The organism is Mycobacterium hubeiense (assembly GCF_002838065.1).
GTDB lineage: Bacteria > Actinomycetota > Actinomycetes > Mycobacteriales > Mycobacteriaceae > Mycobacterium > Mycobacterium hubeiense.
Window position 1 is genome coordinate 12,778 of sequence record NZ_PIZU01000031.1, and the last position, 21,391, is coordinate 34,168.

The following is a 21,391-nucleotide window of genomic DNA, read 5'->3' on the forward strand; positions in this document are numbered from 1 at the left end:
CGCCGTAAGTCAATCACGTTCTGGCCAGCTGCGACAGTCATGGCGCGCTTCGGTTGGGGAAGAATTCACCTACGGGCCCGGCAGACCACCCAGCAAGCACCGCCCCGGAAGGAGTTTTGATGACCGAATTCGGCCGCGAGCTGCTGGCTTGCGCGGTCGAAGGCACCGATCCCGACGAGCACCCGCTACGCCACGTGGCCGAGCTGCCGCCCCGCCGGGGGGACCCGCAGCCGTGGCCGCAATGGGCCGACTCAGACGTGGTGTCTGCGTTCGTTGATCGGGGCATCACCGGACCGTGGTCGCATCAACTTGCCGCCGCCGATCTGGCGCACGCGGGCAGGCACGTGGTGCTGAGCACCGGCACGGCCTCGGGCAAGTCCCTGGGATATCAGCTGCCGATCCTGTGCGCGCTGGCGGGCAATCCGCGTGCGCGGGCGTTGTACCTCTCACCGACCAAAGCGCTCGGGCACGACCAATTGCGGACGGCGCAGGCGTTGACCGATGCCATCGCGCGGTGTAACGACGTCGCGCCCAGCTCCTACGACGGCGACAGTCCCGGCGAGGTGCGGCGATTTGCCCGTGAACGGTCGCGCTGGATCTTCTCCAACCCGGACATGATCCACCTGTCGCTGCTGCGCAACCACGCACGCTGGGCGGTGTTTCTGCGCAATCTGCGCTACATCGTCGTCGACGAATGCCATTACTATCGCGGGATTTTCGGCTCGAACGTGGCGCTGGTGCTGCGGCGGCTGCTCCGGCTTTGCGCCCGCTACTCGGGGGGGTCTTCGGGCCCGACGGTGATCTTCGCCAGCGCCACCACCGCCGCGCCGGCGGCCACCGCTTCGGAGTTGATCGGGCAGACGGTCGTCGAGGTCACCGAGGACGGCTCACCGCAGGGTGCCCGCACCATCGCGCTGTGGGAGCCGGCGTTGCGCACCGACCTGGTGGGTGAAAACGGCGCTCCGGTAAGGCGTTCCGCCGGCGCCGAGGCGGCCCGCGTGATGGCCGACCTGATCGCCGAGGGCGCGCGCACGTTGACGTTCGTCCGGTCCCGTCGCGGCGCCGAGCTCACCGCGCTGGGGGCACGAGCGCGCCTCGAAGACGTGGCGCCGGAGCTGGCGGAGCGGGTGGCGTCCTACCGCGCCGGTTATCTGGCCGAGGACCGACGGGCGTTGGAGCGCGCACTCGCCGAGGGGGAATTGCGCGGACTGGCGACGACGAACGCGTTGGAGCTAGGCGTCGACATCGCGGGGCTGGACGCGGTGGTGATGGCGGGGTTTCCGGGCACCGTCACCTCGTTCTGGCAGCAGGCGGGCCGGTCCGGGCGTCGCGGTCAGGGCGCGCTGATCGTGCTGATCGCTCGCGACGACCCGCTGGACACCTACCTGGTGCATCATCCGTCGGCGTTGCTGGACAAGCCGATCGAACGCGTGGTCATCGACCCTGCCAACCCGTATGTGCTTGGGCCGCAACTGCTCTGCGCGGCAACCGAGTTACCGCTCACCGATGCCGAGGTGCGGATGTGGAACGCCGAGGCGGTGGCACACTCTCTGGTCGACGACGGACTACTGCGTCGACGCGCCAACGGCTACTTCCCCGCCCCGGGCCTCGACCCGCATCCGGCGGTGGACATCCGCGGCTCGTCGGGCGGGCAGATCGCGATCCTCGAGGGCGAGACGGGGCGGTTGCTGGGCAGCGCCGGGGTGGGTCAGGCGCCGGCGTCGGTTCACCCCGGTGCGGTCTATCTACATCAGGGCGAGAGCTTCATCGTGGATTCGCTGGACTTCGAGGCCGGCGTCGCGTTCGTGCACGCGGGCGACCCGGGCTACACCACCTTCGCGCGGGAACTGACCGACGTGGCCGTCACCGGTTCGGGTGAGCGAAAGACGTTCGGGCCCATCACCATCGGGCTGGTACCGGTGTCGGTGTCCAACACGGTGATCGGCTATCTGCGCCGCCGACTGGACGGTGAGGTGATCGACTACGTCGAACTCGATATGCCGACGCGCACCCTGGACACCACGGCGGTGATGTGCACCATCACGCCGGAAGCGCTGCAGGACAACGGAGTTGAACCGCTTCGGGTGCCAGGCGCGCTGCATGCGGCCGAGCACGCGGCGATCGGCCTGCTGCCGCTGGTGGCCAGCTGTGACCGCGGCGACATCGGCGGGGTCTCGATGGCGGTGGGCCCGGTGGATGGATTGCCGACCATCTTTGTTTACGACGGCTATCCCGGCGGGGCCGGCTTCGCCGATCGCGGTTACCGCCAGATCAACACCTGGTGGGGCGCCACCGCAGCGGCCATCGCGGCGTGCGAGTGCCCGTCGGGATGTCCGTCGTGTGTGCAGTCGCCGAAGTGCGGCAACGGCAATGATCCGCTCGACAAATCCGGGGCGGTGAGGGTGTTGCGTCTGGTGCTCGGCGAGCTGGCGGGTCATCTGGGCCGATGAGCCACCCGTAGGTGACGACCGACCCCTCGACGGTCGCCCCCCACGGATCAGCGGCAGGTTCGCTGTTCGAACACGCCGAACACACAGACGATTGCGACAACGGTCGGACAACGCGATCCGTTTCCAATCCCGGCAAGCGGGCGCAGTCGCAAAATACCTTGTCTCCAGCGCTTCCTGCAACTTCAGAGCTGCCTCTCCGACGCTCTTTCGGGACCGGAAACTACGGATTCCGTAGGTTGCTTCAACGGCGATGCTGCGGCCCGCCGGCCGGTAAAATGCCGCTATGACCCACGACTGGCTGCTCGTGGAGACGCTTGGCAGCGAGCCCGCCGTGGTCGCCAGAGGTCGGCAAACCAAGAACCTCGTCCCGATCAGCGCGTTTCTGCGACGTAATCCGCACTTGATGGCGATTCAGACGGCCATCGCCGAAACGGTGCGCGCCGGGCAGGGCCTGAGCAGCATCACCCCGAAGAACGACCGCGTGATCCGTACCGAGGTGGTCCAAATGTCGGACGGCAAGATCCACGGCGTGCACCTGTGGATCGGCCCACCCGATATGGCGCCGCCGGAGCGTCCCATCCCCGGTGCGTTGATGTGGGATCTGACGCGGGGCGTCGCCACCGACACCCCGGAGTCGCTGTACAACAGCGGTAAGAATCCCGAGACGGAAGCCACGCACGGCCGGGCTTTCGCCGACGATCTGCCGACGCGCGACCTCAACGAGAGTGAAACCAAGGTGCTGTCGATGGCGGTCAAGCCCGAACCGGGCAAGGCGCTGTGCAGCACCTGGAATGTCGCCGATCAGAACGGCGAGTTGATCACGGTGGGGTTCGTGGCGCGCACCCTGTTGGAGGCCCAGGATGACGGCACCGAGCGGCTGATCTGCCGCGCCATGAACTGGCGCAGTGAGCAGGACGGACCGGTCGTGGCGCCGGATCACCTGGCCCAGCGAATCATCAACGGGCTGGCCCAATCCGGAGTCCATCGCGCGCTGGTCGATCTCGACAACTGGAAGCTGCTGCGGTGGCTCGACGAGCCGGCACCGTTCTTCGACTGGCGGGCCCGTGAGGCAGGCGAGCCGATGGTGCACCCCGCCGACGCCCGCCATATGGCAAGAATGACAATCGAATTCGCCGACGGGGCCACGTCGGGGGTGCTTCGGCTGCGCTCCGGTGACGGCTGGACGCCGGTGCACATGACCGTCAACCGCATCGAACTCGAGGACGACACGTACGCCGGATTGGTGGCGCTGCGACTGGCGACCGACGAAGAGGTCGCCGCCGCCGACCTCGACGTCGATGAGGCCGCATCCGCTACGCCTGCCAAGGTGCTGCGAAAAGCCAAGCGCGCGAAAGTGAAAGCGGCGAAGACCTAGCCGCCTTTTGGGGAGAGCGCCGAGTGTGAACTCACTGCGTCGAGTGTGCGCCAGCTGCGGTAATTCTCGAAAATCCTCACAGTAGGGGCACACTCGACGCGGTGACCGCACAGTCGAAGCGAACGACGACGTGGGCCTGTGGCGATGCGTCGATATCCGGTCGCCCCTAGCGCCGCTCGAGGTGCTCGACGAGCGATCCGTGAACGTGGCGACTGAGGCGTGCCGGCCCAAGGTCACCCGAAAGCCAAGCGCGAGGGAAAACGCCGTGAAGTCCTTTCAGCGACCGGCGACAACGAACGCGAATCGGTAACACGCCCGCTCGGCTTGAGGCATGGCTTAACCGCAGACTGCTGGCGCATCGCCGCTCAAGTCATAGAACCTTGTTGCGTGATTGTTTTGTCGCGGAGACTCGCGCGCTTCGATCGCAGCGGCCAGGGAACGTTCTGCACGCCGGCGCGTGTCGCCGAGACCTAATCGACTTACTTAACACCACATCAATGTTGCTACTCGTGTGGCTGGTGATCGATTTGCCCGAACACGCCACCCACCAGCCCGCCGTTTTCGGCGCGCTAATGTCCGCAGCTGCAACCGCTTTCGCCGTCGCCGACTACCGCCCTCTGCGCGGAGCGCTTTGGTTTCCACCCATCAACCTCAGCGAACCAACCCGCGCGAGTATCCCCGATTTAGTTTAGGTTCACGATAGCGGTTGAGCGCTCAGCGCTACCGGTGGCTCGACGAGTCGGCACCGCGAGCCGATGAGGCCGTAGCCGCTACGCCTGCCAAGGTGCTGCGAAAAGCCAAGCGCGCGAAAGTGAAAGCGGCGAAGACCTAGCCTTCGGCCGGGCCGGCCCGTGCCCCGGCGCGTGCCGGACCCACGCCCCATCGGCCCAGCGCGACCCGGGCGTCCACGGTGACGACGACGTCGAGTCCGTCCACCACACAGCCCACGACCCGGGTGTGCATCGCCTCGGCGATCCGCGACGCCTGCCCGCATGCCGCGTCGTCACCCGTCGCCAGGTGCCCGGCCGCCGCCAGCGCCGCCAGATCCGCCGCTGCCTGGGCCCGGTGGCGGGCGATCACCGCAGCCCCGACGTAACTCCCGCCGACGGTCACCGTCACCAGTACCGCGATCATCGCGGCGGCGATCAGTGTCGCCGAACCGCCTTCGTCACATACCGGGCTCGACCGCGGCCACGGCTTGAGCCGTGATCGCCAGCCCCGGCAACAGGTTCGAGCGCGCCACGACCCGCGCGACCACCATGTCACCGTCTCGTCGCAGCTCCACCGACGCACCGTGCGGCGCGATGCCGCGGGCGGCGCCCGTCGCCGCGCCGCCGTCGCCACGGGCCGCCAACCGCGCGGCTTCGCGGGCCGCGTCGACACACCGCACCTGCATCGACACCACGGCGAGGCCGGACATGCACAGCACCAGCGCAACCACCAGCGCGGCGATCGCGAAGGCCGCCTCGACCGTGACGGCTCCCGCATCACCTAAACGTTGGTGTTGAGCGCCCGGCTGATGATGTTGGTCAGCGCGCTGACGATCGAGTCCCCGGTGACCACCGCGTACAAGATCGCCCCGAACGCGGCCGCCGCAACGGTCCCGATCGCGTATTCGACGGTAGACATGCCGGCCTCGTCGACCATCAGCAGCGTCATTCGGGCCCGCGTGGTCCGAATCATGTTTGCCACCATCTGTTTTCCTCCTCATCATTCGATTGCCATCACAGAAATCCGGCCTGCAGCACGTCACCGGCGAGCCCGGCCACCACCGGCACGATGCCCAGACAGAGAAACGCCGGCAGATAGCACAGCCCGAGCGGCCCAGCGATCAGCACCGACGCCCGCTCCGCGGCCGCCGTCGCGGCATCGGCCGCAGCGCGCCGCGACTGATCGGCCAGTTCCCCGACGGCCTGCGCCAACGCGGCGCCCGACGCGGCCGAACGTCGTGCCAGCCGAAGCAGGGCCTCGGCGTGACTGTCCAGCGGCGCAGTGGGATTCGACCATGCCGTCGCGGGGTCGGCACCCAACGCCAGCAGATCGGCCGCGCGGGTCAGCACCTGCGACAACTGCGGCGGCGCCGACGGTGCGGTCGCGGCCGCCGCGCTCGCCACCGCCATCCCCGCCGACAGACACGCCGCCAGCACATCGAACGCCGATGCCGCGGCCAGCGGATCGGCGGCGGGTTGCCGGCTCGCCTGGCGCCGTCGCGCAGATTCGACCAGACCCGCATGCCTGCGCACCGGGGTTCGGCCACCCGACACCAGCACTGCAGCGGCCAAAAGGACGGCGGCCCACGTCATGTCGACACCTCACGGGTGATGCGGTCCGACCACGTCAATCCAGCGCACGCCAGCACCACGCCAACTACCAGCAGCCACCCACCCCCGCCGCCGGACAGCAAGAAGCGCAGTGGATCCGCCCCGATCAGCTGACCGAGCCCCACCCCCAGCAGCGGGAGGCCGGCCAACACCGCCGCGGTGGTCCGGGCGCCGGCCATCGCGGCGTGCACCCGCGCGGTGAACCGTTCGCGCTCAACGATGTCGCGTGCAGCGGTCCGAATCAGTGTGGCGACCGCCAAGCCGTGTGTCTCGGCCAGCTGCCAGCACACCGCCAGCCGCTCCCAGTGCGCAGACAGTGTCGAGCCCCGCGCGACGCCGCGCAGACCCGCCGGCACGTCGGCGCCGAGCCCTGCGCGCGCCGCCACCTCACGCAGCGACGCTGCCACCGCACCGTCAACTTCGTCGGCGGCGGTGCGCAACGCCGTCACCGGATGCGCGCCCACCCGCAGCTCGCCGACCAGGACGTCCAGCGCCGCTTGCAGGGCCGCGGTTTCCTCGGACCGGCGGCGTTGCATAAGACGACGCCGACGCCGTAGCACCAGCGTGGCACCCGTAACGACACCCGCGATGGTGACGGTGACGGGAACGACAAACGCGACCGCCATAACCGCAACCCCCGCGCCTCCGACGATCGCAAGTCGGTGTCGGCCGGTGTCGACGTGGGCTGCCGCGATCAGTCGGCGTCGCGGAGAGGATGGGGCCACCAGCAGGGCCAGCGCCAATGCCAGCGCCGCGGCGCTCATCGCCGCTCCCGCACGAGTTGACGTAAATGGTCCGCACCGCAACCGAATCCACTGTCGGCGTGCCACGCCGTGATCGCCTCGACGCGGGCGTCGGTCGCACACCGCAGCACCGCGATCTCGGTGAGCCGCCGCCGCCCGTCGCGGTCGCGCCCGACGTGCAGCAGCACCTGCACCGCGGCGGCGAGTTGACTGTGCAATGCCGCACGATCCAGCCCGCCCACGGCGGCCAGCGCCTCCAGTCGGGCCGGCACCTCGGCCGGGTTGTTCGCGTGCACGGTGCCCGCGCCGCCGTCGTGCCCGGTGTTTAGGGCGGCGAGTAGGTCGACGACTTCGCCGCCGCGCACCTCGCCGACCACGATGCGGTCGGGCCGCATCCGCAGCGCCTGCCTCACTAGGTCTCGCACCGTCACCTCGCCGACCCCTTCGACATTTGCGCACCGGGCGACGAGCTTGACCAGATGTGGGTGTCGGGGCGCGAGTTCGGCGGCGTCCTCGACAGAGATGATCCGTTCGCCGGACGGGACGGCGCCCAGCATCGCCGACAACAGTGTGGTCTTGCCGGCGCCGGTGCCGCCGGAGATAAGGAAAGCCAATCGGGCGCAAATGATTTCGTCGAGCAGGTCGGCGGCTTGCGGTGCGATCGTGCCCGCCTGTTTCAGCGCCTCGAGATCCTGGGTGGCGGGCCGAAGCACGCGCAGCGACAAACAGGTGCCGCCCGCTGCGATGGGCGGCAGCACGGCGTGCAGTCGCACGGTGAACTGACCGGTGCCCAGACCGGTCAGCTGACCGTCGACCCACGGCTGCGCGTCGTCGAGGCGGCGCCCGGCGCTCAGCGCCAGCCGCTGCGCGAGCCGACGCACCGCGGCATCGTCGGCGAACCGAATCGGACTGCGGCGCAGCCCGTTTCCGTCGTCCACCCACACCGCGTCGGGCGCGGTGACGAGGACGTCGGTGGTACTCTCGGCACACAGCAGCGGCTCGAGAATGCCCGCACCGGTCAGTTCGGTCTGCAACATCCGTAGGTTGCTCAGCACCTCGGTGTCGCCGAGCACCCCGCCCGATTCGGCACGTATCGCCGCCGCGACCACGTTCGGACGCAGTGACGAGGATTCGACCGCGAGCCGCTCACGCACCCGATCAATGAGTGTGCTCATACCTCGAGCGCCCTCTCCGCCGACGGCCGCTGCTGCAACACGGCCAGCACCTGACGAGCCGCCTTCGCCAGCGGTGAATGTCGGCCCGGCCGGAGCCCGTCGCGCTCCAACATGTCGGCCACCCGGGGTTGGGGGCGCATCGCCGCCAGCACCGGCAGCCCCACGGCGTCGGATACTTCGGCCGCCCGCAATCCGCTGGGAGCGGGCCCCCGCACCACCAGGCCGACGTTGGGGTTGATCGCCGACACCCACGCCCCGATCACCGCCGCGGCCGCACACGAGCGCACATCTGCGCTGGTGACAAGAACAACGAGATCAGCTGTCTCCAAGGCTGTTTCAACCGCAGCGCCGGGCCGCCGGGGTAGATCACAGATGACGGTCGCGCCACCGCGGCAGCCCGCATCGATCACCGCCGCCAGCGGTCCTGCGTCGATCTCGGTGCCGCTGCGACCGCACGACAACACGCTCACCCCGTGGCGGCTGGGTAGCGCGGCCCGCAGCGCCGAATGGCTCAGCCGGCCGCCCTGAATCGCGAGATCGGGCCAACGCAGTCCGACGTCGGCCTCGCCGCCCAGCGCCAAATCGATTCCGCCGCCCCATGGGTCGACGTCGACGAGCAGCGCGTCAGGCGCGGCGTCGGCGAGCGCAATGGCGAACAGCGACGCGCCCGCGCCCCCGCGGCCGCCGATCACCGCCGCGACCGTGCCGTGTCGACTCTCCTCGCGCGTCGACTCGGCGGCGTCGGACAGGTGGGCAACCAGTTCGCCATCTTGGCGCGGCAGGGTGATCACCCGTTGGGCCCCGACGGCGACCGCGGCCTCCCACTCCTCTTGCCGGGGCTCGGCGCGTCCCACCAGCACGACTTCACCTCGGCGGGGTAATGCGCGTGCCGTGCAACGCCGCGCCGCGGGCACGTCGAGCAGCACGGCGGCCGCCGCTGTCCATACCTTGCGACTGGACGGCTCGGCGGCATGGATGACGGGCACACCCGCCGCCGCGCCGACCCGGTCGACGTCCTCGCGCAACGCCGGGTCATCGATCAGAGCGAGAACACCGTGGGTGGATGGCATGCCTCCACCCTGCGGGCGGACACCGACGCCGCACCAGCGCCAAACCGCAACCTGTGGATGGACTCGCAACTGTGGACAGCCCGGGGAGAAACCACGCAGCGAAAACAACGTTCCGCAACCAAACGGCGGTCCGCGCACTATCCGGATTGCGTAAAAGACCCCACAAAAGGGACGACCCCCGCCAGGGGGGGAGGAGGCGGAGGTCGTCGTGTATCAGCCCCGGGGGGTCGGGCTGATGCACACCCGGCATAAGCCGAGTAATCCTCACTATACACACGGGACTGCGCGAGGGCGCAAGAAAGCGCTTGCTCGGGAAACCACTGGACAGCGCCCCGGCGGGCGGTTACCCGAACCTGGCGTGGCCTGCCACTTTCTACAGTCCGGGCCGTCGTGTCACGCAGCGGCCGCTTATGCTGGCGCTGTGACCGCATCCGAGCCGGGTGCCGGGGAGTTGATCGCGCCGCAAACGGAATCGGCAACTGGTCGGCCCCTGCGCACCGCCGCCTTCTTCGACCTCGACAAGACGGTGATCGCCAAGTCGAGCACGTTGGCTTTCAGCAAACCTTTTTTCGATCAAGGGCTAATCAATCGTCGCGCGGTACTCAAGTCCACCTACGCGCAATTCCTGTTCCTGATGTCCGGCGCGGATCACGATCAGATGGACCGGATGCGGTCGTATGTGACGAACATGTGCGCCGGCTGGGACGTCGAGCAGGTGAAGTCGATCGTCAACGAAACGCTGCACGACATCGTCAACCCCCTGGTGTTCGCCGAGGCCGCCGAGCTCATCGCCGATCACAAGCTGTGCGGCCGGGACGTGGTGATCGTGTCGGCGTCCGGCGAGGAGATCGTCGCGCCGATCGCCCGTGCTCTCGGCGCGACCCACGCGATGGCCACCCGGATGGTCGTCGAAGACGGCAAGTACACCGGCGAGATCGCGTTCTACTGCTACGGCGAGGGCAAGGTGCAGGCCATCAAGGCACTGGCGGCGCGCGAGGGTTACGCGCTCGAGCACTGCTATGCGTACTCCGACTCGATGACCGACATCCCAATGCTCGAAGCCGTCGGTCATCCCACCGTGGTGAATCCCGATCGCGCACTGCGCAAAGAGGCCGCGGCGCGCGGATGGCCGGTGCTGACGTTCTCCAAGCCGGTGTCGCTTCGAGACCGCATCCCCGCGCCGTCGGGTGCCGCGGTCGCCACCACCGCGGCGGTCGGGGTGAGCGCGTTGGCGGCTGGCGCACTGACGTACTCGCTGCTCCGCCGCTTCGCCCTGTGAAAGCTACGCCGCGTAGTAGCTAGCGCAGCGTCGTAACGATCCGGACTCGCACAGATTTTCGCCCTTGCTGTGACCGTGGTCACGTAGTACAAAGGAACCACGGAAGCCTGAAGAGGCCAAGGTTTAGCCGGAAGAGAAGGCTAGATCTCCCGAATCGGGCTACCCAGCACGGATCCCGGCACCCACGCGGAGCTCATGCCGCGGAATAGGCAAAAGTGTTGCGGGCCTGCGTAATTGCGAAAAGCGGACGACCACGACGACCCTTTGGGTGGGGTTGCAGCCGGAGCGCATCGCAAGGACGCCGAGGCCAACCCACGCAACCCACAAGTGCACGCTTGGTAACCGGAGTCCGTGCTAGCGGGCGGCGAGCCGAATCAGTTCGGAGCGTCGCCCGCTTTCGTTTGCTGGGAGCCGCCGCTGGCGACCGCAGCAGCGATCTGCAACGCCTCGCGCGCGCCGGCATGTAGCGCCCGGCAACTGAGCACCAGCCACGCCGTCAGACCGTCCGGCGTACCAGAAGCAAATCCTCGCGCTGCCGCCCGATAGTCACCGGACTGGCGCATCCAATACACCTCCGGCACACCCAGTCCGTGCGGGTCCAGCCCACTGGCGATCGTGACGAGCCGCGACACCCCGCGGGCGACGACGCCGTCGGCCGTCCCGAACGGCGCCAATGTCAGCAGCTCACCGTGGGCGACGGCGGCCAGCACCGGCGCGGGCACCGACGTGCCGCCGGTGACGATCTCGGCGAGCAGTTCGAGCCGGCGTCCCACATCGGTGTCGGTGCGGGGGCGGCCCAGATGCTCGTCGTCGGTGAGGTCGGCGGCCGCCAGCGCATGCAGCCGGGCCAGCGCCTGCAACGGCGCCCGCTGCCACACCCCGACCAAGTTCGTCGCGCCGCCTTCGAGCGCCTCGGATACCCGCAGAGCGCCGGCCAACACCGGGTCGGGTTTGCCGTCCGCCGCCGGAGTTGATCCCCGGGTCGCTTCGCTCCTGCCCGCCGGAGTTGATCCCCGGGTCGCTTCGCTCCTGCCCGCCGGAGTTGATCCCCGGGTCGCTTCGCTCCTGCCCGCCGGAGTTGATTCCCGGGTCGCTTCGCTCCTGCCCGCCGGAGTTGATTCCCGGGTCGCTTCGCTCCTGCCCGCCGGAGTTGATTCCCGGGTCGCTTCGCTCCTGCCCGCCGGAGTTGATTCCCGGGTCGCTTCGCTCCTGCCCGCCGGAGTTGATTCCCGGGTCGCTTCGCTCCTGCCCGCCGGAGTTGATTCCCGGGTCGCTTCGCTCCTGCCCGCCGGAGTTGATTCCCGGGTCGCTTCGCTCCTGCCCGCCGGAGTTGATTCCCGGGTCGCTTCGCTCCTGCCCGCCGGAGTTGATTCCCGGGTCGCTTCGCTCCTGCCCGCCGGAGTTGATTCCCGGGTCGCTTCGCTCCTGCCCGCCGGAGTTGATTCCCGGGTCGCTTCGCTCCTGCCCGCCGGAGTTGATTCCCGGGTCGCTTCGCTCCTGCCCGCCGGAGTTGATTCCCGGGTCGCTTCGCTCCTGCCCGCCGGAGTTGATTCCCGGGTCGCTTCGCTCCTGCCCGCCGGAGTTGATTCCCGGGTCGCTTCGCTCCTGCCCGCCGGAGTTGATTCCCGGGTCGCTTCGCTCCTGCCCGCCGGAGTTGATTCCCGGGTCGCTTCGCTCCTGCCCGCCGGAGTTGATTCCCGGGTCGCTTCGCTCCTGCCCGCCGGAGTTGATTCCCGGGTCGCTTCGCTCCTGCCCGCCGGAAGGTGCAACTGGCCGCCGTCCAGGACCGCTGACGCCCGTGCCGCGCGCAGCGCCGCTTCGGCGGCCGTGGTGGGCCAACCACGCAAGTTCGTGCGATGTCGGTGCACGCGGCCTAAAGCCTCGCGGGCCTCCTCACTGGCCGCCGCCACACCGGGCAGGTCGGCCAACGGGGCCAGCGGATCGGTCATGGCGCACACGCTAGTCGACCGTCGAGCCCGCGAGCCGCACCGCGGATACCGGTCACAGCGCATTGTGAGGTCCCAACGTCGATGCAACGTAAGGTGACTACGCTCACAAACATGTCCGAGACGCACACTAAAGTTCCGTCCGCCTACCCGCCGCCACCCGACTTCGCCGCGCAGGCCAACGCGACGGCCGAGCTGTACCGCGAGGCCGAGCAGGACCGGCTGGCGTTCTGGGCAAAGCAAGCCAACCGGCTCTCGTGGGAGACGCCGTTCACCGACGTCCTCGACTGGTCGGAGGCACCTTTCGCCAAATGGTTCGTGGGCGGCAAGCTCAACGTCGCCTACAACTGCGTGGACCGCCACGTCGAGGCCGGCAACGGCGACCGGGTGGCCATCCACTGGGAAGGCGAACCGCTCGGTGACAGTCGGCAGATCACCTATGCCGAACTCAAAGCCGAGGTGTGCAAGGCCGCCAATGCGCTGACCGACCTCGGGTTGGTCGCCGGTGATCGCGTCGCGATCTACATGCCGATGATTCCCGAGGCGATAGTCGCGATGCTGGCCTGCGCGCGGCTGGGCGTGCTGCACAGCGTGGTGTTCGCCGGTTTCTCGGCGACGGCGTTGAAGGCCCGCATCGAGGACGCCGAGGCCAAGGTGGTGATCACCGCCGACGGGCAGTTCCGGCGCGGTCAGGCGGTGTCGCTCAAGGAGTCCGTCGACGAGGCGTGCGATGGGCAGAAGTCCGTCGAGCACGTACTTGTGGTGCGGCGCACGGGAATCGACACGCCGTGGAGCGAGGACCGCGACCTGTGGTGGCACGACACCGTCGAGAAGGCGTCCGAGGAGCACACACCCGAGGCGTTTGACTCCGAGCATCCGCTCTTCCTGCTCTACACCTCCGGTACCACCGGCAAGCCCAAGGGCATCATGCACACCTCCGGCGGCTACCTCACGCAGGCGTCCTATACGCACTACTACGTCTTCGACATCAAACCGGAAACCGACGTGTATTGGTGCACAGCCGATATCGGCTGGGTCACCGGCCACACGTACATCGTCTACGGCCCGCTTTCCAACGGCGCGACCCAGGTGGTCTACGAGGGCACCCCGGCGTCACCGGATGAGCACCGTCACTTCCAGGTCATCGAAAAGTACGGCGTGACAATCTATTACACCGCGCCGACGCTGATCCGCATGTTCATGAAGTGGGGCCGGGAATACCCCGACGCCCACGACCTGTCGAGCCTGCGGCTGCTCGGGTCGGTCGGTGAGCCGATCAACCCCGAGGCGTGGCGGTGGTACCGGGATGCCTTCGGCGGCAACAGGACTCCCGTCGTCGACACCTGGTGGCAGACCGAGACCGGGGCGATAATGATCTCGCCGCTGCCCGGTGTGACGGTGGCCAAACCGGGTTCGGCGATGACACCGCTGCCCGGGATCTCGGCGAAGATTGTCGACGAGGACGGCAACGAGCTCGTCCCCGGCGCCGACGAAGACGAGCATGTGACCGGTTACCTGGTGCTCGATCAGCCGTGGCCGTCGATGCTGCGCGGCATCTGGGGCGACCCGGAGCGGTACAAGGAGACATACTGGTCGCGGTATGCCGAGAAGGGCTGGTACTTCGCCGGTGACGGCGCGCGCGTCGACTCCGACGGGTCCATCTGGCTGCTCGGACGCATCGACGACGTGATGAACGTTTCAGGCCACCGGATTTCGACGACGGAGGTGGAGTCGGCGTTGGTCGGACACGCCGGCGTCGCCGAGGCCGCGGTCGTGGGCGCCAGCGACGAGACGACGGGCCAGGGCATCTGCGCATTTGTCATCCTGGAAAAGCACGCCAAGGACAGCGGCGCGGATATGGTCGAGGAACTGCGGGAGCAGGTCGCCAAGGAGATCGGAAAGATCGCCCGCCCCAGGGAGATTCACGTCGTGCCCGAGCTGCCGAAGACCCGCAGCGGCAAGATCATGCGACGGCTGCTGCGCGACGTGGCCGAGGGCCGCGAGCTCGGCGATACGTCAACGCTGGTGGATCCCAGCGTGTTCGAGGCCATCCGCGCCAGCAAGTAGTCGCTCATGCCTGGGATTCGAGCCACCTGGTGGCCTCAAATCCTAGGCATAAGGCTCTCCGAGAGCCCGACTAGCGGGCGCCGATCGGGACGAAGCCCGAACCGGGACGGTTCTTGGCGACGATGTCGGCCAGCTGCGTGTTGATCGACATCGTGACCGCGGGCGTGTGCAACGGGATGTACTTCACCACGCACGTCGGCAGCTCTTCGGTGAACGCGCCGTGGATCATGCCGACCAGTCGGTTGTTGACGGTGACCGGCGCACCGGAGTCGCCCGGCTGACCGCACACCTGGTTGACGATGGTGCCGGGGTCTTCACCGGGCCCCCACGTCACGCCGCACGAATACCCCGTGGTGCGGCCCAACTTGCACGCGACATCGCCGAACGCCGGATCCGGGCCGAGGCCGTCGATCTGAAACCCGTTGACATTGTTGATCGGCCGGACTTTCTGCGGGTCGAACTCGATGACCGCGTAGTCGAGCGCCTCGTTGCCCGCGACCATCACGCCCACCACGCCCGCCGCATCGGCGCCCTCGACCGCCACCGGAGCGCCGGGCCCGCCACAGTGAGCTGAGGTGAACCCGACGAGCTTGCCGCGATTGTCGTGTCCGATGGCGGTCAGTGTGCACAGCGTGCCGCCGTCGACGACGATGCCCGAGCCGCCGCCCAGCGTCACGGGTTCCACCGCGCCGGCCTTCGGAGCGAGCACCACGGCCAGGCCCACGATCGCCGCCGCTACCCCGAGGTGCCGGCGGAATCCGGTCAAGATGCCTCCCCATCACGTGGCCCGACCCGCGTATTCAAGACGTAATCAGTCTAGAGCGTCGACCGGAATCGTTTAGGAAACGCTCGCATGGCAACATGAAGCCGCGACGACAGCGACAGCGGGAGGGAGCGTCCGTGAGCATTGGCGAGCGCAAGAGTGGCGTGCCGACGACCGTGACATCGATTCCGCTGGTGGATCCGCACGCACCCAAGCCCGACCCGTCCATCGGCGACCTGGTCAAGGACGCCACTGCACAGGTGTCGACGCTGGTGCGCGCCGAGGTCGAGCTGGCCAGGGCCGAGATCACCCGTGACGTGAAGAAGGGGCTCACCGGCAGCGTCTTCTTCATCGCCGCGCTGGTGGTGTTGTTCTACTCGACCTTCTTTTTCTTCTTCTTCGTCGCCGAGCTGCTCGACACCTGGCTGTGGCGGTGGGTGGCGTTTCTGATCGTGTTCGGATTCATGGTGCTGACCACCGCGGCACTGGCGCTCTTCGGTTATCTCAAGGTGCGCCGCATCCGCGGGCCGCAGCAGACCATCGAGTCGGTGAAGGAAACCCGCGAGGCGCTGACGCCCGGCCACGACAAGGCCGACGAGAAGGCGCTCACCGGCCCCGGCGCCGCGACCGCCGATCCGTCAGGCTGGTAGTGCAGCCACCTGATCCGTCGGTGACCCGCATCGACGGTCCGTGGCGACATCTCGAGGTACACGCCAACGGGATTCGCTTCCACGTGGTGGAGGCCATCCAGAAAGACGCCGACACAAAGTTCGATGTCGCCGCCGCTGCGGCTCCGGAGACCGAGCGGCCGCTGGTCATCCTGCTGCACGGATTCGGCTCGTTCTGGTGGTCGTGGCGACACCAGCTCAAGGGGCTGACCGGGGCGCGGGTGGTCGCCGTCGACCTGCGTGGCTACGGCGGCAGCGACAAACCGCCCCGCGGCTACGACGGCTGGACGCTGGCCGGTGATACCGCGGGCCTGGTCCGCGCGCTCGGACACCAAACCGCCACGCTGGTCGGCCACGCCGACGGCGGCCTGGTCTGCTGGGCGACGTCGGTGCTGCATCCGCGTGTCGTCAAGGCCATCGCGGTGGTCAGCTCGCCGCATCCGGTGGCCTTGCGCGCCTCGGCATTGAGCCGACGTGACCAGGGCCTGGCGCTGCTTCCGTGGCTGCTGCGCTACCAGGTGCCGATCTGGCCGGAACGCGCCCTCACCCGCAACAACGCCGACGAGCTGGAACGCGTGGTACGCAGCCGCGCAAGCGTGAAATGGCAAGCCAGCGAAGATTTCTCCGAAACGATCGCGCACATGCGCCTGGCCATCCAGATCCCCGGCGCCGCGCACTGCGCGTTGGAGTACCAGCGCTGGGCGGTGCGCAGCCAACTGCGTGGTGAAGGCCGACGATTCATGACGGCGATGAAACGCCCGATCGGGGTGCCGGTGCTGCACCTACGCGGGGACGCCGACCCGTACGTGCTCGCCGACCCGGTGTATCGCACGCAGCGCTACGCACCACACGGCCGTTACGTATCCGTCAGCGGTGCAGGGCATTTCGCTCACGAGGAAGCACCTGACGAGGTCAACGAACAACTGTCCCGGTTCCTCGAGCAGGCGTACCGCTAGCCGACGCAGGTCCCCGTCGCGACGCGCTGAGTGTTGCCGACCTTGGCCATCTGCCGGGCAACCTCGTTGGCGGTCAGCACGAATCCGGTATCGGCATCGTCGACGGCGGCGCCGAACACCACGCCGAGCACCTTGCCGCTGCGGTTTATCATCGGGCCACCCGAATTGCCTTGGCGCACAGTACCTCTGATCGTGTACACCTCACGGGTGACGGTGGTGCTGCGGTAAATGTCGGGGCCCTTGAGTTCGATGATCTCGCGGACGCGGGCCGGGGTGGCAACGAAGTCACCCCCGCCGGGGTATCCCATCACGACGGCATCGGTACCGCTGGGTGCCGGTGAGTCGACGAAGGTCAGCGGCTGCAACGGCAGGTTGGGTACGTCGAGGATGGAGATGTCGGCGTCCGGGTCGTAGGACACCACGCTGGCGTCGTAAGTCTGTCCGTCGGCCTCGATGGTGACACTGTCGGATCCGGCGACGACGTGCGCGTTGGACATCACCCGATTGGGCGCGACCACAAAACCGGTGCCTTCCAACACTTTCTGGCAGCCGGGCGCGACACCGCGGATCTTCACCACGCTCGACCGGGTCGCGGCCACCACCGCGTCGACGGCCAGCGCGGCGTCGGGCGCCTCGACGTCGGCGATCGGTGTGCGGCCAAAGGGCGCCAGCACTTCGGGTATCCCGGAGGTGGTGTTGACCAACGCTTTGAGCCGCGCCGGCACGGACTTCAGCCAGCTCGGTGCGACCTCGTCGACCTGGGCGAGCACCTTGGAGCCGCGCACGGTGGCGGCCAGGTTCGGCTGATCCGACGACGTCAGCAGGCTGCCCAGCAGCCACGCGGCCACCAGCACCGCAACCAGCAGCAGGGCCATCCCGATCACCGAGTCAAAGACCCGCAGCCCGCGATTGTGGATGGCGCCGCGCACCGCGCGGCCGAGCACCACGCCCGCGATTTCCCCGATCACGACGAGGGCGAGGATCAGGAAAATCGTGACGAACAGTTTGGTGCGCGGGCCGGTGATGTTGTCCACCACGTGCGGCGCCAGCAGCACGCCCGCCACCAGGCCGAGCACCACCCCGACGAACGCCAGCAGCGAGCCGAGCGCGCCGGACCGCCAGCCCGAGACGACGGCGACGAACGCGACGGCCAGCACGGCGATGTCGACCCATTGAGACGATGTCATTGTTGAGCCTCACCGTATCCGTCTTCATGCCCGACGAGGGCCATTGCGTCGTCAAGTTCTCGCACGTCGTCGGTGTCCCACGGCTTGGCCCACCCGGCGACGTCGAGCATCGCCGAGATCACCTGGCCGGTGAATCCCCAGACCAGCATCTCGTTGAGCAGAAACGCCGGGCCGGCGAACCGGCGGGTGTTCGCCTTGCGGTACACCATGATCCGGTTCTCCGGGTTGATGAACGCCCGCACCGGAACACGTGCCACGATCGCGGTTTCGGATTCGTCGACAACGGCCACCGGCCCGGGGTCCGGCGAGTAGGCGAGCACCGGCACGACGTGGAAGCCCGACGGCGGGATGAACATCCGCTCGAGTGTGGTCAGCGGGTGCAGCCGGTCGGTGTCGAGGCCGGTCTCTTCGTTGGCTTCGCGTAGCGCGGTGTGCACCGGGCCGCGGTCGCTGGGGTCGGCCGCACCGCCCGGGAACGCGGCTTGGCCGGCGTGGTGACGCAGGGTCGAGGCCCGCACCGTCAACAGCAGGTCGGCGTCATCGGGCAGGCCACCCGTCGGGGAGTCGGGCGGGCCGGAGAACAGCACCAGCACGGCGGCGTCCCGGCCGCTGCCCGTCATCGCCGCCTTCGTATGGGCCGCCATCACCATCGCCAACACATCCGGCGGTACCCGCCGCCGGTAAGCGCGTGGCACATGGTGGGCGTTGTCGACGAGCGGTTTGAGCCAGGGCGGCGCAGCGTCGGGCGTCAGCGGACCCGCTGCGCTGAGCCAGCTCACCCGGCCACTCCTATCTTCGGGTTCACCGCCGCTGCGATCTCGTCGGCGCTGGCGAATGATCGCGGCAGGATTTCGGCCACGCTACCGTCCGGACGCAGCACCACCGTTGCAGGCATCACATTGGGCACCTTCAGCGCGGCGGCGATCAGCCGACGGCCGTCCTGCAGCGTCGGCAGCCGCACGCCGAGTTCGGCCAGCCGCAGCAGCGCCGCGGTCTCGTTCTCGTCCTGGTGCACCGTCAGCACCGTCACCTTTCGCCCGACCCGCTGCTGATACTCCGCCATGGCGGGCAGTTCCTCCGCGCACGGCGCGCACCAATACGCCCACAGATTCAGCACCACCGCGCGACCCGCCACCGCAGCGGCGACGTCGACGCGCGAGCCGTCCCCGGCGCATTCGACGTCGATCCCGCGCAGCGCCTCCGGGCCGGGCGCCGGCCACGCCGGTGGGCACGGGTGCAAATCGGCGCGTGCCCGCGGACCGGCCAGCGCTTCGGGGGTGTCGGCGGCGCGGTGTTCGCGGGCCACACCCGGCCCGCGGGGGCCGGTCGACGCCCCGTCGTCACCCAGTTGCAGCCACAGCGCGGTAACCAGCGCCACGGCGACGACCAGCACCGCGACGGTCCAGCGAGTTGAGGTGCTCACAACCCTGCGAGGGCCAGCAGATGCTCGGTTTCGGGCCCCTTGACCAGCGCCGCCGCGGTCGGCGGGTCGGTGGGCCCGGTGCCGAACGAGGGGCAATCCTTGGCCAGTACGCACACGCCGCACGCGGGCTTGCGCGCGTGGCACACCCGTCGCCCGTGGAAGATCACCCGGTGACTCAGGTCCGTCCACTCGCTGCGCGGGATGAGTTCACCGACGGCGTGTTCGACCTTGACCGGGTCCTCTTCGGTGGTCCACCGCCACCGCCGCACCAGCCGGCCGAAGTGGGTGTCGACGGTGATGCCGGGGATTCCGAAGGCATTGCCCAGGATGACGTTGGCGGTTTTGCGGCCGATGCCGGGCAGCGTCACCAGCTCTTCCATGGTGGCCGGCACCCGGCCGTCGAAACGCTCCACCAGTTTCTGGCCCAGCCGGATCAGCGAATTGGCCTTGTTGCGATAGAACCCGGTGGGCCGGATCAGCTCCTCGAGTTCGGCGCGATCGGCCTGGGCGTAATCCAGCGCGGTGCGGTACTTCTTGAACAGCGCGGGCGTGGTCAAGTTAACCCGCTTGTCGGTGCTCTGCGCGGACAGGATGGTGGCCACCGTCAGTTCCAGCGGATTGGTGAAATCCAGCTCGCAGTACACGTGTGGAAACGCTTGCGCCAGTGCACGATTCATCCGCCGGGCACGCCGAACCAGACCGAGGTGGGTTTCGGTGTCCCATTTCCGCGCGCGGGCCCGCACTGTCACGGATGCCAGCGTACTGACGACCTGCGACAACCACGGGCCGGCCCACGCGCAGACCGGTGACAATTCGTGATCCCGCTGAGACCTTCGCCGTGTTTACTTCAGCCTTGTGTCTTGGTTGCTCGTGGCGTTCATACCCGGGTTGCTGATGTTGGCAACGTTCGGGCTGGAGCGGCTCGAAGCAGGGCTCACCCGCGACGCCGTTTCGCCCAAAGACGTGGATGAGCTCCTGCAACAGGCCACGGCAGCCAGCGTCGATGGCGTGCGCCGGCGGTTACCCGAGCCCGAGCCGGTGCTCAGTTTGCCTACCCGGGGATATGTGCACCACCGGCCCAATCCGCAATTTCAGCCGACTCGGCATGTCAATTCTGTGTAGCGTGAGCTGTCGCGCTTCAGGCATGTTGCCGACGGCGTCGGCGGAGGCCTACCTCTAGACTGATCTCGCTAACCAGTAAGAGGTCGGCTTGCGCATGTCATATCACCCACCAGCTTAAGAGGGGCAACGTGGACGAGATCCTGGCCAGGGCCGGAATCTTCCAGGGGGTCGAACCCAGCGCCGTATCCGCGCTGACCAAGCAGTTGCAGCCCGTCGACTTCCCCCGCGGGCACACCGTGTTCGCCGAGGGAGAACCCGGCGACCGGCTGTACATCATCATTTCCGGGAAGGTCAAGATCGGCCGCCGGTCACCCGATGGCCGCGAGAATCTGCTGACGATCATGGGCCCGTCGGACATGTTCGGCGAGCTGTCGATCTTCGACCCGGGCCCGCGGACGTCGAGCGCCACCACGATCACCGAGGTGCGGGCCGTCTCGATGGACCGCGACGCGCTGCGCGCCTGGATCGCCGACCGGCCGGAGATCGCCGAGCAGCTGTTGCGGGTGCTCGCCCGCCGGCTGCGCCGCACCAACAACAACCTGGCCGACCTGATCTTCACCGACGTGCCCGGCCGTGTCGCCAAGCAGCTGCTGCAACTGGCGCAGCGGTTCGGCACGCAGGAGGGCGGCGCGCTGCGCGTCACCCATGACCTGACCCAGGAGGAGATCGCGCAGCTCGTCGGCGCGTCGCGCGAGACCGTCAACAAGGCGCTGGCCGACTTCGCCCACCGCGGCTGGATCCGCCTTGAGGGCAAGAGCGTGCTCATCTCCGATTCGGAGCGCCTGGCCCGTCGCGCCCGCTGACGCCCGATTCACAGCCATCGGTCGCGAGACTGTCGTTAGCGAG

At 68.4% G+C, this 21,391-nt stretch carries 20 protein-coding genes and 2 pseudogenes; 8 read left to right on the forward strand and 14 right to left on the reverse strand.

The window, feature by feature from the left end; translation table 11 throughout:
* Nucleotides 1–119: 119 nt before the first annotated feature.
* Nucleotides 120–2,450: a DEAD/DEAH box helicase gene (locus CWS39_RS20685; RefSeq protein WP_102144796.1), complete on the forward strand. Its 2,331-nt coding sequence runs from the start codon at nt 120–122 to the stop codon at nt 2,448–2,450.
* 283 nt (nt 2,451–2,733) lie between these two features.
* The gene (locus CWS39_RS20690) at nt 2,734–3,825 is read left to right on the forward strand and encodes a PAS domain-containing protein (protein ID WP_158240385.1); all 1,092 of its coding nucleotides are present in this window, start codon (nt 2,734–2,736) and stop codon (nt 3,823–3,825) included.
* A gap of 828 nt (nt 3,826–4,653) precedes the next feature.
* On the opposite strand, the gene CWS39_RS29695 is transcribed toward CWS39_RS20690, so the two are convergent.
* The 7 genes from CWS39_RS29695 to ssd form a co-directional block, all read right to left on the reverse strand.
* On the reverse strand, nt 4,654–5,091 hold the full coding sequence (locus CWS39_RS29695) for an Rv3654c family TadE-like protein (RefSeq protein ID WP_255413039.1): 438 nt from the start codon (nt 5,089–5,091) through the stop codon (nt 4,654–4,656).
* Nucleotides 4,994–5,245, reverse strand: coding sequence for a TadE family type IV pilus minor pilin (locus CWS39_RS29700; RefSeq protein WP_233213603.1), 252 nt, complete (start codon nt 5,243–5,245; stop codon nt 4,994–4,996). The genes CWS39_RS29695 and CWS39_RS29700 overlap by 98 nt, the downstream gene beginning before the upstream one ends.
* 71 nt (nt 5,246–5,316) lie before the next feature.
* Nucleotides 5,317–5,520 (reverse strand): DUF4244 domain-containing protein, encoded by a 204-nt coding sequence (locus tag CWS39_RS20705; protein WP_102144798.1) that lies wholly within the window; start codon nt 5,518–5,520, stop codon nt 5,317–5,319.
* A gap of 29 nt (nt 5,521–5,549) precedes the next feature.
* Nucleotides 5,550–6,128: a type II secretion system F family protein gene (locus CWS39_RS20710; RefSeq protein WP_102144799.1), complete on the reverse strand. Its 579-nt coding sequence runs from the start codon at nt 6,126–6,128 to the stop codon at nt 5,550–5,552.
* Entirely contained in the window at nt 6,125–6,910 is a 786-nt protein-coding gene (locus tag CWS39_RS20715) for a type II secretion system F family protein (RefSeq protein ID WP_102144800.1), read from the reverse strand. The genes CWS39_RS20710 and CWS39_RS20715 overlap by 4 nt, the downstream gene beginning before the upstream one ends.
* On the reverse strand, nt 6,907–8,064 hold the full coding sequence (locus CWS39_RS20720) for a TadA family conjugal transfer-associated ATPase (protein WP_102144801.1): 1,158 nt from the start codon (nt 8,062–8,064) through the stop codon (nt 6,907–6,909). The genes CWS39_RS20715 and CWS39_RS20720 overlap by 4 nt, the downstream gene beginning before the upstream one ends.
* Nucleotides 8,061–9,134, reverse strand: coding sequence for a septum site-determining protein Ssd (gene ssd / locus CWS39_RS20725; protein WP_102144802.1), 1,074 nt, complete (start codon nt 9,132–9,134; stop codon nt 8,061–8,063). The genes CWS39_RS20720 and ssd overlap by 4 nt, the downstream gene beginning before the upstream one ends.
* A 421-nt stretch (nt 9,135–9,555) precedes the next feature.
* Between ssd and CWS39_RS20730 the strand changes: the two genes are divergently transcribed.
* Nucleotides 9,556–10,413 (forward strand): HAD-IB family hydrolase, encoded by an 858-nt coding sequence (locus CWS39_RS20730; RefSeq protein ID WP_102144803.1) that lies wholly within the window; start codon nt 9,556–9,558, stop codon nt 10,411–10,413.
* Between the two features lie 374 nt (nt 10,414–10,787).
* Here CWS39_RS20730 and CWS39_RS29260 read toward each other — a convergent pair.
* Both CWS39_RS29260 and CWS39_RS20745 read right to left on the reverse strand, forming a co-directional pair.
* A pseudogene (locus tag CWS39_RS29260) lies at nt 10,788–11,375 on the reverse strand (Fic family protein); the annotation flags it as partial.
* Nucleotides 11,376–12,173: 798 nt separating this feature from the next.
* Nucleotides 12,174–12,362 (reverse strand): annotated as a pseudogene (locus CWS39_RS20745) (oxidoreductase); the annotation flags it as partial.
* Nucleotides 12,363–12,473: 111 nt separating this feature from the next.
* Between CWS39_RS20745 and acs the strand changes: the two are divergent.
* The gene (gene acs, locus CWS39_RS20750; protein WP_199178227.1) at nt 12,474–14,426 is read left to right on the forward strand and encodes an acetate--CoA ligase; all 1,953 of its coding nucleotides are present in this window, start codon (nt 12,474–12,476) and stop codon (nt 14,424–14,426) included.
* Between the two features lie 70 nt (nt 14,427–14,496).
* On the opposite strand, the gene CWS39_RS20755 is transcribed toward acs, so the two are convergent.
* Nucleotides 14,497–15,195, reverse strand: a complete 699-nt coding sequence (locus CWS39_RS20755) for a chymotrypsin family serine protease (RefSeq protein WP_102144805.1) — start codon at nt 15,193–15,195, stop codon at nt 14,497–14,499.
* A gap of 131 nt (nt 15,196–15,326) precedes the next feature.
* Here CWS39_RS20755 and CWS39_RS20760 point away from each other — a divergent pair, with 131 nt between their 5' ends.
* Both CWS39_RS20760 and CWS39_RS20765 read left to right on the forward strand, forming a co-directional pair.
* Entirely contained in the window at nt 15,327–15,839 is a 513-nt protein-coding gene (locus CWS39_RS20760; protein ID WP_102144806.1) for a phage holin family protein, read from the forward strand.
* On the forward strand, nt 15,839–16,813 hold the full coding sequence (locus tag CWS39_RS20765) for an alpha/beta fold hydrolase (protein WP_102144807.1): 975 nt from the start codon (nt 15,839–15,841) through the stop codon (nt 16,811–16,813). The genes CWS39_RS20760 and CWS39_RS20765 overlap by 1 nt, the downstream gene beginning before the upstream one ends.
* On the opposite strand, the gene marP is transcribed toward CWS39_RS20765, so the two are convergent.
* The 4 genes from marP to nth are packed head-to-tail and all read right to left on the reverse strand — an operon-like array spanning nt 16,810 to nt 20,100.
* On the reverse strand, nt 16,810–18,000 hold the full coding sequence (gene marP, locus CWS39_RS20770) for an acid resistance serine protease MarP (RefSeq protein ID WP_102144808.1): 1,191 nt from the start codon (nt 17,998–18,000) through the stop codon (nt 16,810–16,812). The genes CWS39_RS20765 and marP overlap by 4 nt on opposite strands.
* On the reverse strand, nt 17,997–18,779 hold the full coding sequence (locus CWS39_RS20775) for an NUDIX hydrolase (RefSeq protein ID WP_102144809.1): 783 nt from the start codon (nt 18,777–18,779) through the stop codon (nt 17,997–17,999). Before CWS39_RS20775 ends, marP begins: the two co-directional genes overlap by 4 nt.
* On the reverse strand, nt 18,776–19,423 hold the full coding sequence (locus tag CWS39_RS20780; protein ID WP_102144810.1) for a TlpA family protein disulfide reductase: 648 nt from the start codon (nt 19,421–19,423) through the stop codon (nt 18,776–18,778). Before CWS39_RS20780 ends, CWS39_RS20775 begins: the two co-directional genes overlap by 4 nt.
* Complete coding sequence (gene nth, locus CWS39_RS20785; protein ID WP_199178230.1) at nt 19,420–20,100, reverse strand: endonuclease III; 681 nt, start codon at nt 20,098–20,100, stop codon at nt 19,420–19,422. The genes CWS39_RS20780 and nth overlap by 4 nt, the downstream gene beginning before the upstream one ends.
* 217 nt (nt 20,101–20,317) lie before the next feature.
* Here nth and CWS39_RS20790 point away from each other — a divergent pair, with 217 nt between their 5' ends.
* Entirely contained in the window at nt 20,318–20,545 is a 228-nt protein-coding gene (locus CWS39_RS20790; protein WP_233213608.1) for a hypothetical protein, read from the forward strand.
* 128 nt (nt 20,546–20,673) lie between these two features.
* Nucleotides 20,674–21,348, forward strand: coding sequence for a cAMP-activated global transcriptional regulator CRP (crp, locus tag CWS39_RS20795; protein WP_005138643.1), 675 nt, complete (start codon nt 20,674–20,676; stop codon nt 21,346–21,348).
* Nucleotides 21,349–21,391 lie beyond the last annotated feature (43 nt).

Coding starts and splice junctions, on each gene's coding strand:
- CWS39_RS20685 (WP_102144796.1), top strand. CDS start 120: ATGACCGAATTCGGCCGCGAGCTGCTGGCTTGCGCGGTCGAAGGCACC.
- marP (WP_102144808.1), bottom strand. CDS start 18,000: ATGACATCGTCTCAATGGGTCGACATCGCCGTGCTGGCCGTCGCGTTC.
- CWS39_RS20690 (WP_158240385.1), top strand. CDS start 2,734: ATGACCCACGACTGGCTGCTCGTGGAGACGCTTGGCAGCGAGCCCGCC.
- nth (WP_199178230.1), bottom strand. CDS start 20,100: ATGAATCGTGCACTGGCGCAAGCGTTTCCACACGTGTACTGCGAGCTG.
- CWS39_RS29700 (WP_233213603.1), bottom strand. CDS start 5,245: ATGTCCGGCCTCGCCGTGGTGTCGATGCAGGTGCGGTGTGTCGACGCG.
- CWS39_RS20710 (WP_102144799.1), bottom strand. CDS start 6,128: ATGACGTGGGCCGCCGTCCTTTTGGCCGCTGCAGTGCTGGTGTCGGGT.
- CWS39_RS20790 (WP_233213608.1), top strand. CDS start 20,318: ATGTTGGCAACGTTCGGGCTGGAGCGGCTCGAAGCAGGGCTCACCCGC.
- ssd (WP_102144802.1), bottom strand. CDS start 9,134: ATGCCATCCACCCACGGTGTTCTCGCTCTGATCGATGACCCGGCGTTG.
- CWS39_RS20720 (WP_102144801.1), bottom strand. CDS start 8,064: ATGAGCACACTCATTGATCGGGTGCGTGAGCGGCTCGCGGTCGAATCC.
- CWS39_RS20715 (WP_102144800.1), bottom strand. CDS start 6,910: ATGAGCGCCGCGGCGCTGGCATTGGCGCTGGCCCTGCTGGTGGCCCCA.
- acs (WP_199178227.1), top strand. CDS start 12,474: ATGTCCGAGACGCACACTAAAGTTCCGTCCGCCTACCCGCCGCCACCC.
- CWS39_RS20705 (WP_102144798.1), bottom strand. CDS start 5,520: ATGGTGGCAAACATGATTCGGACCACGCGGGCCCGAATGACGCTGCTG.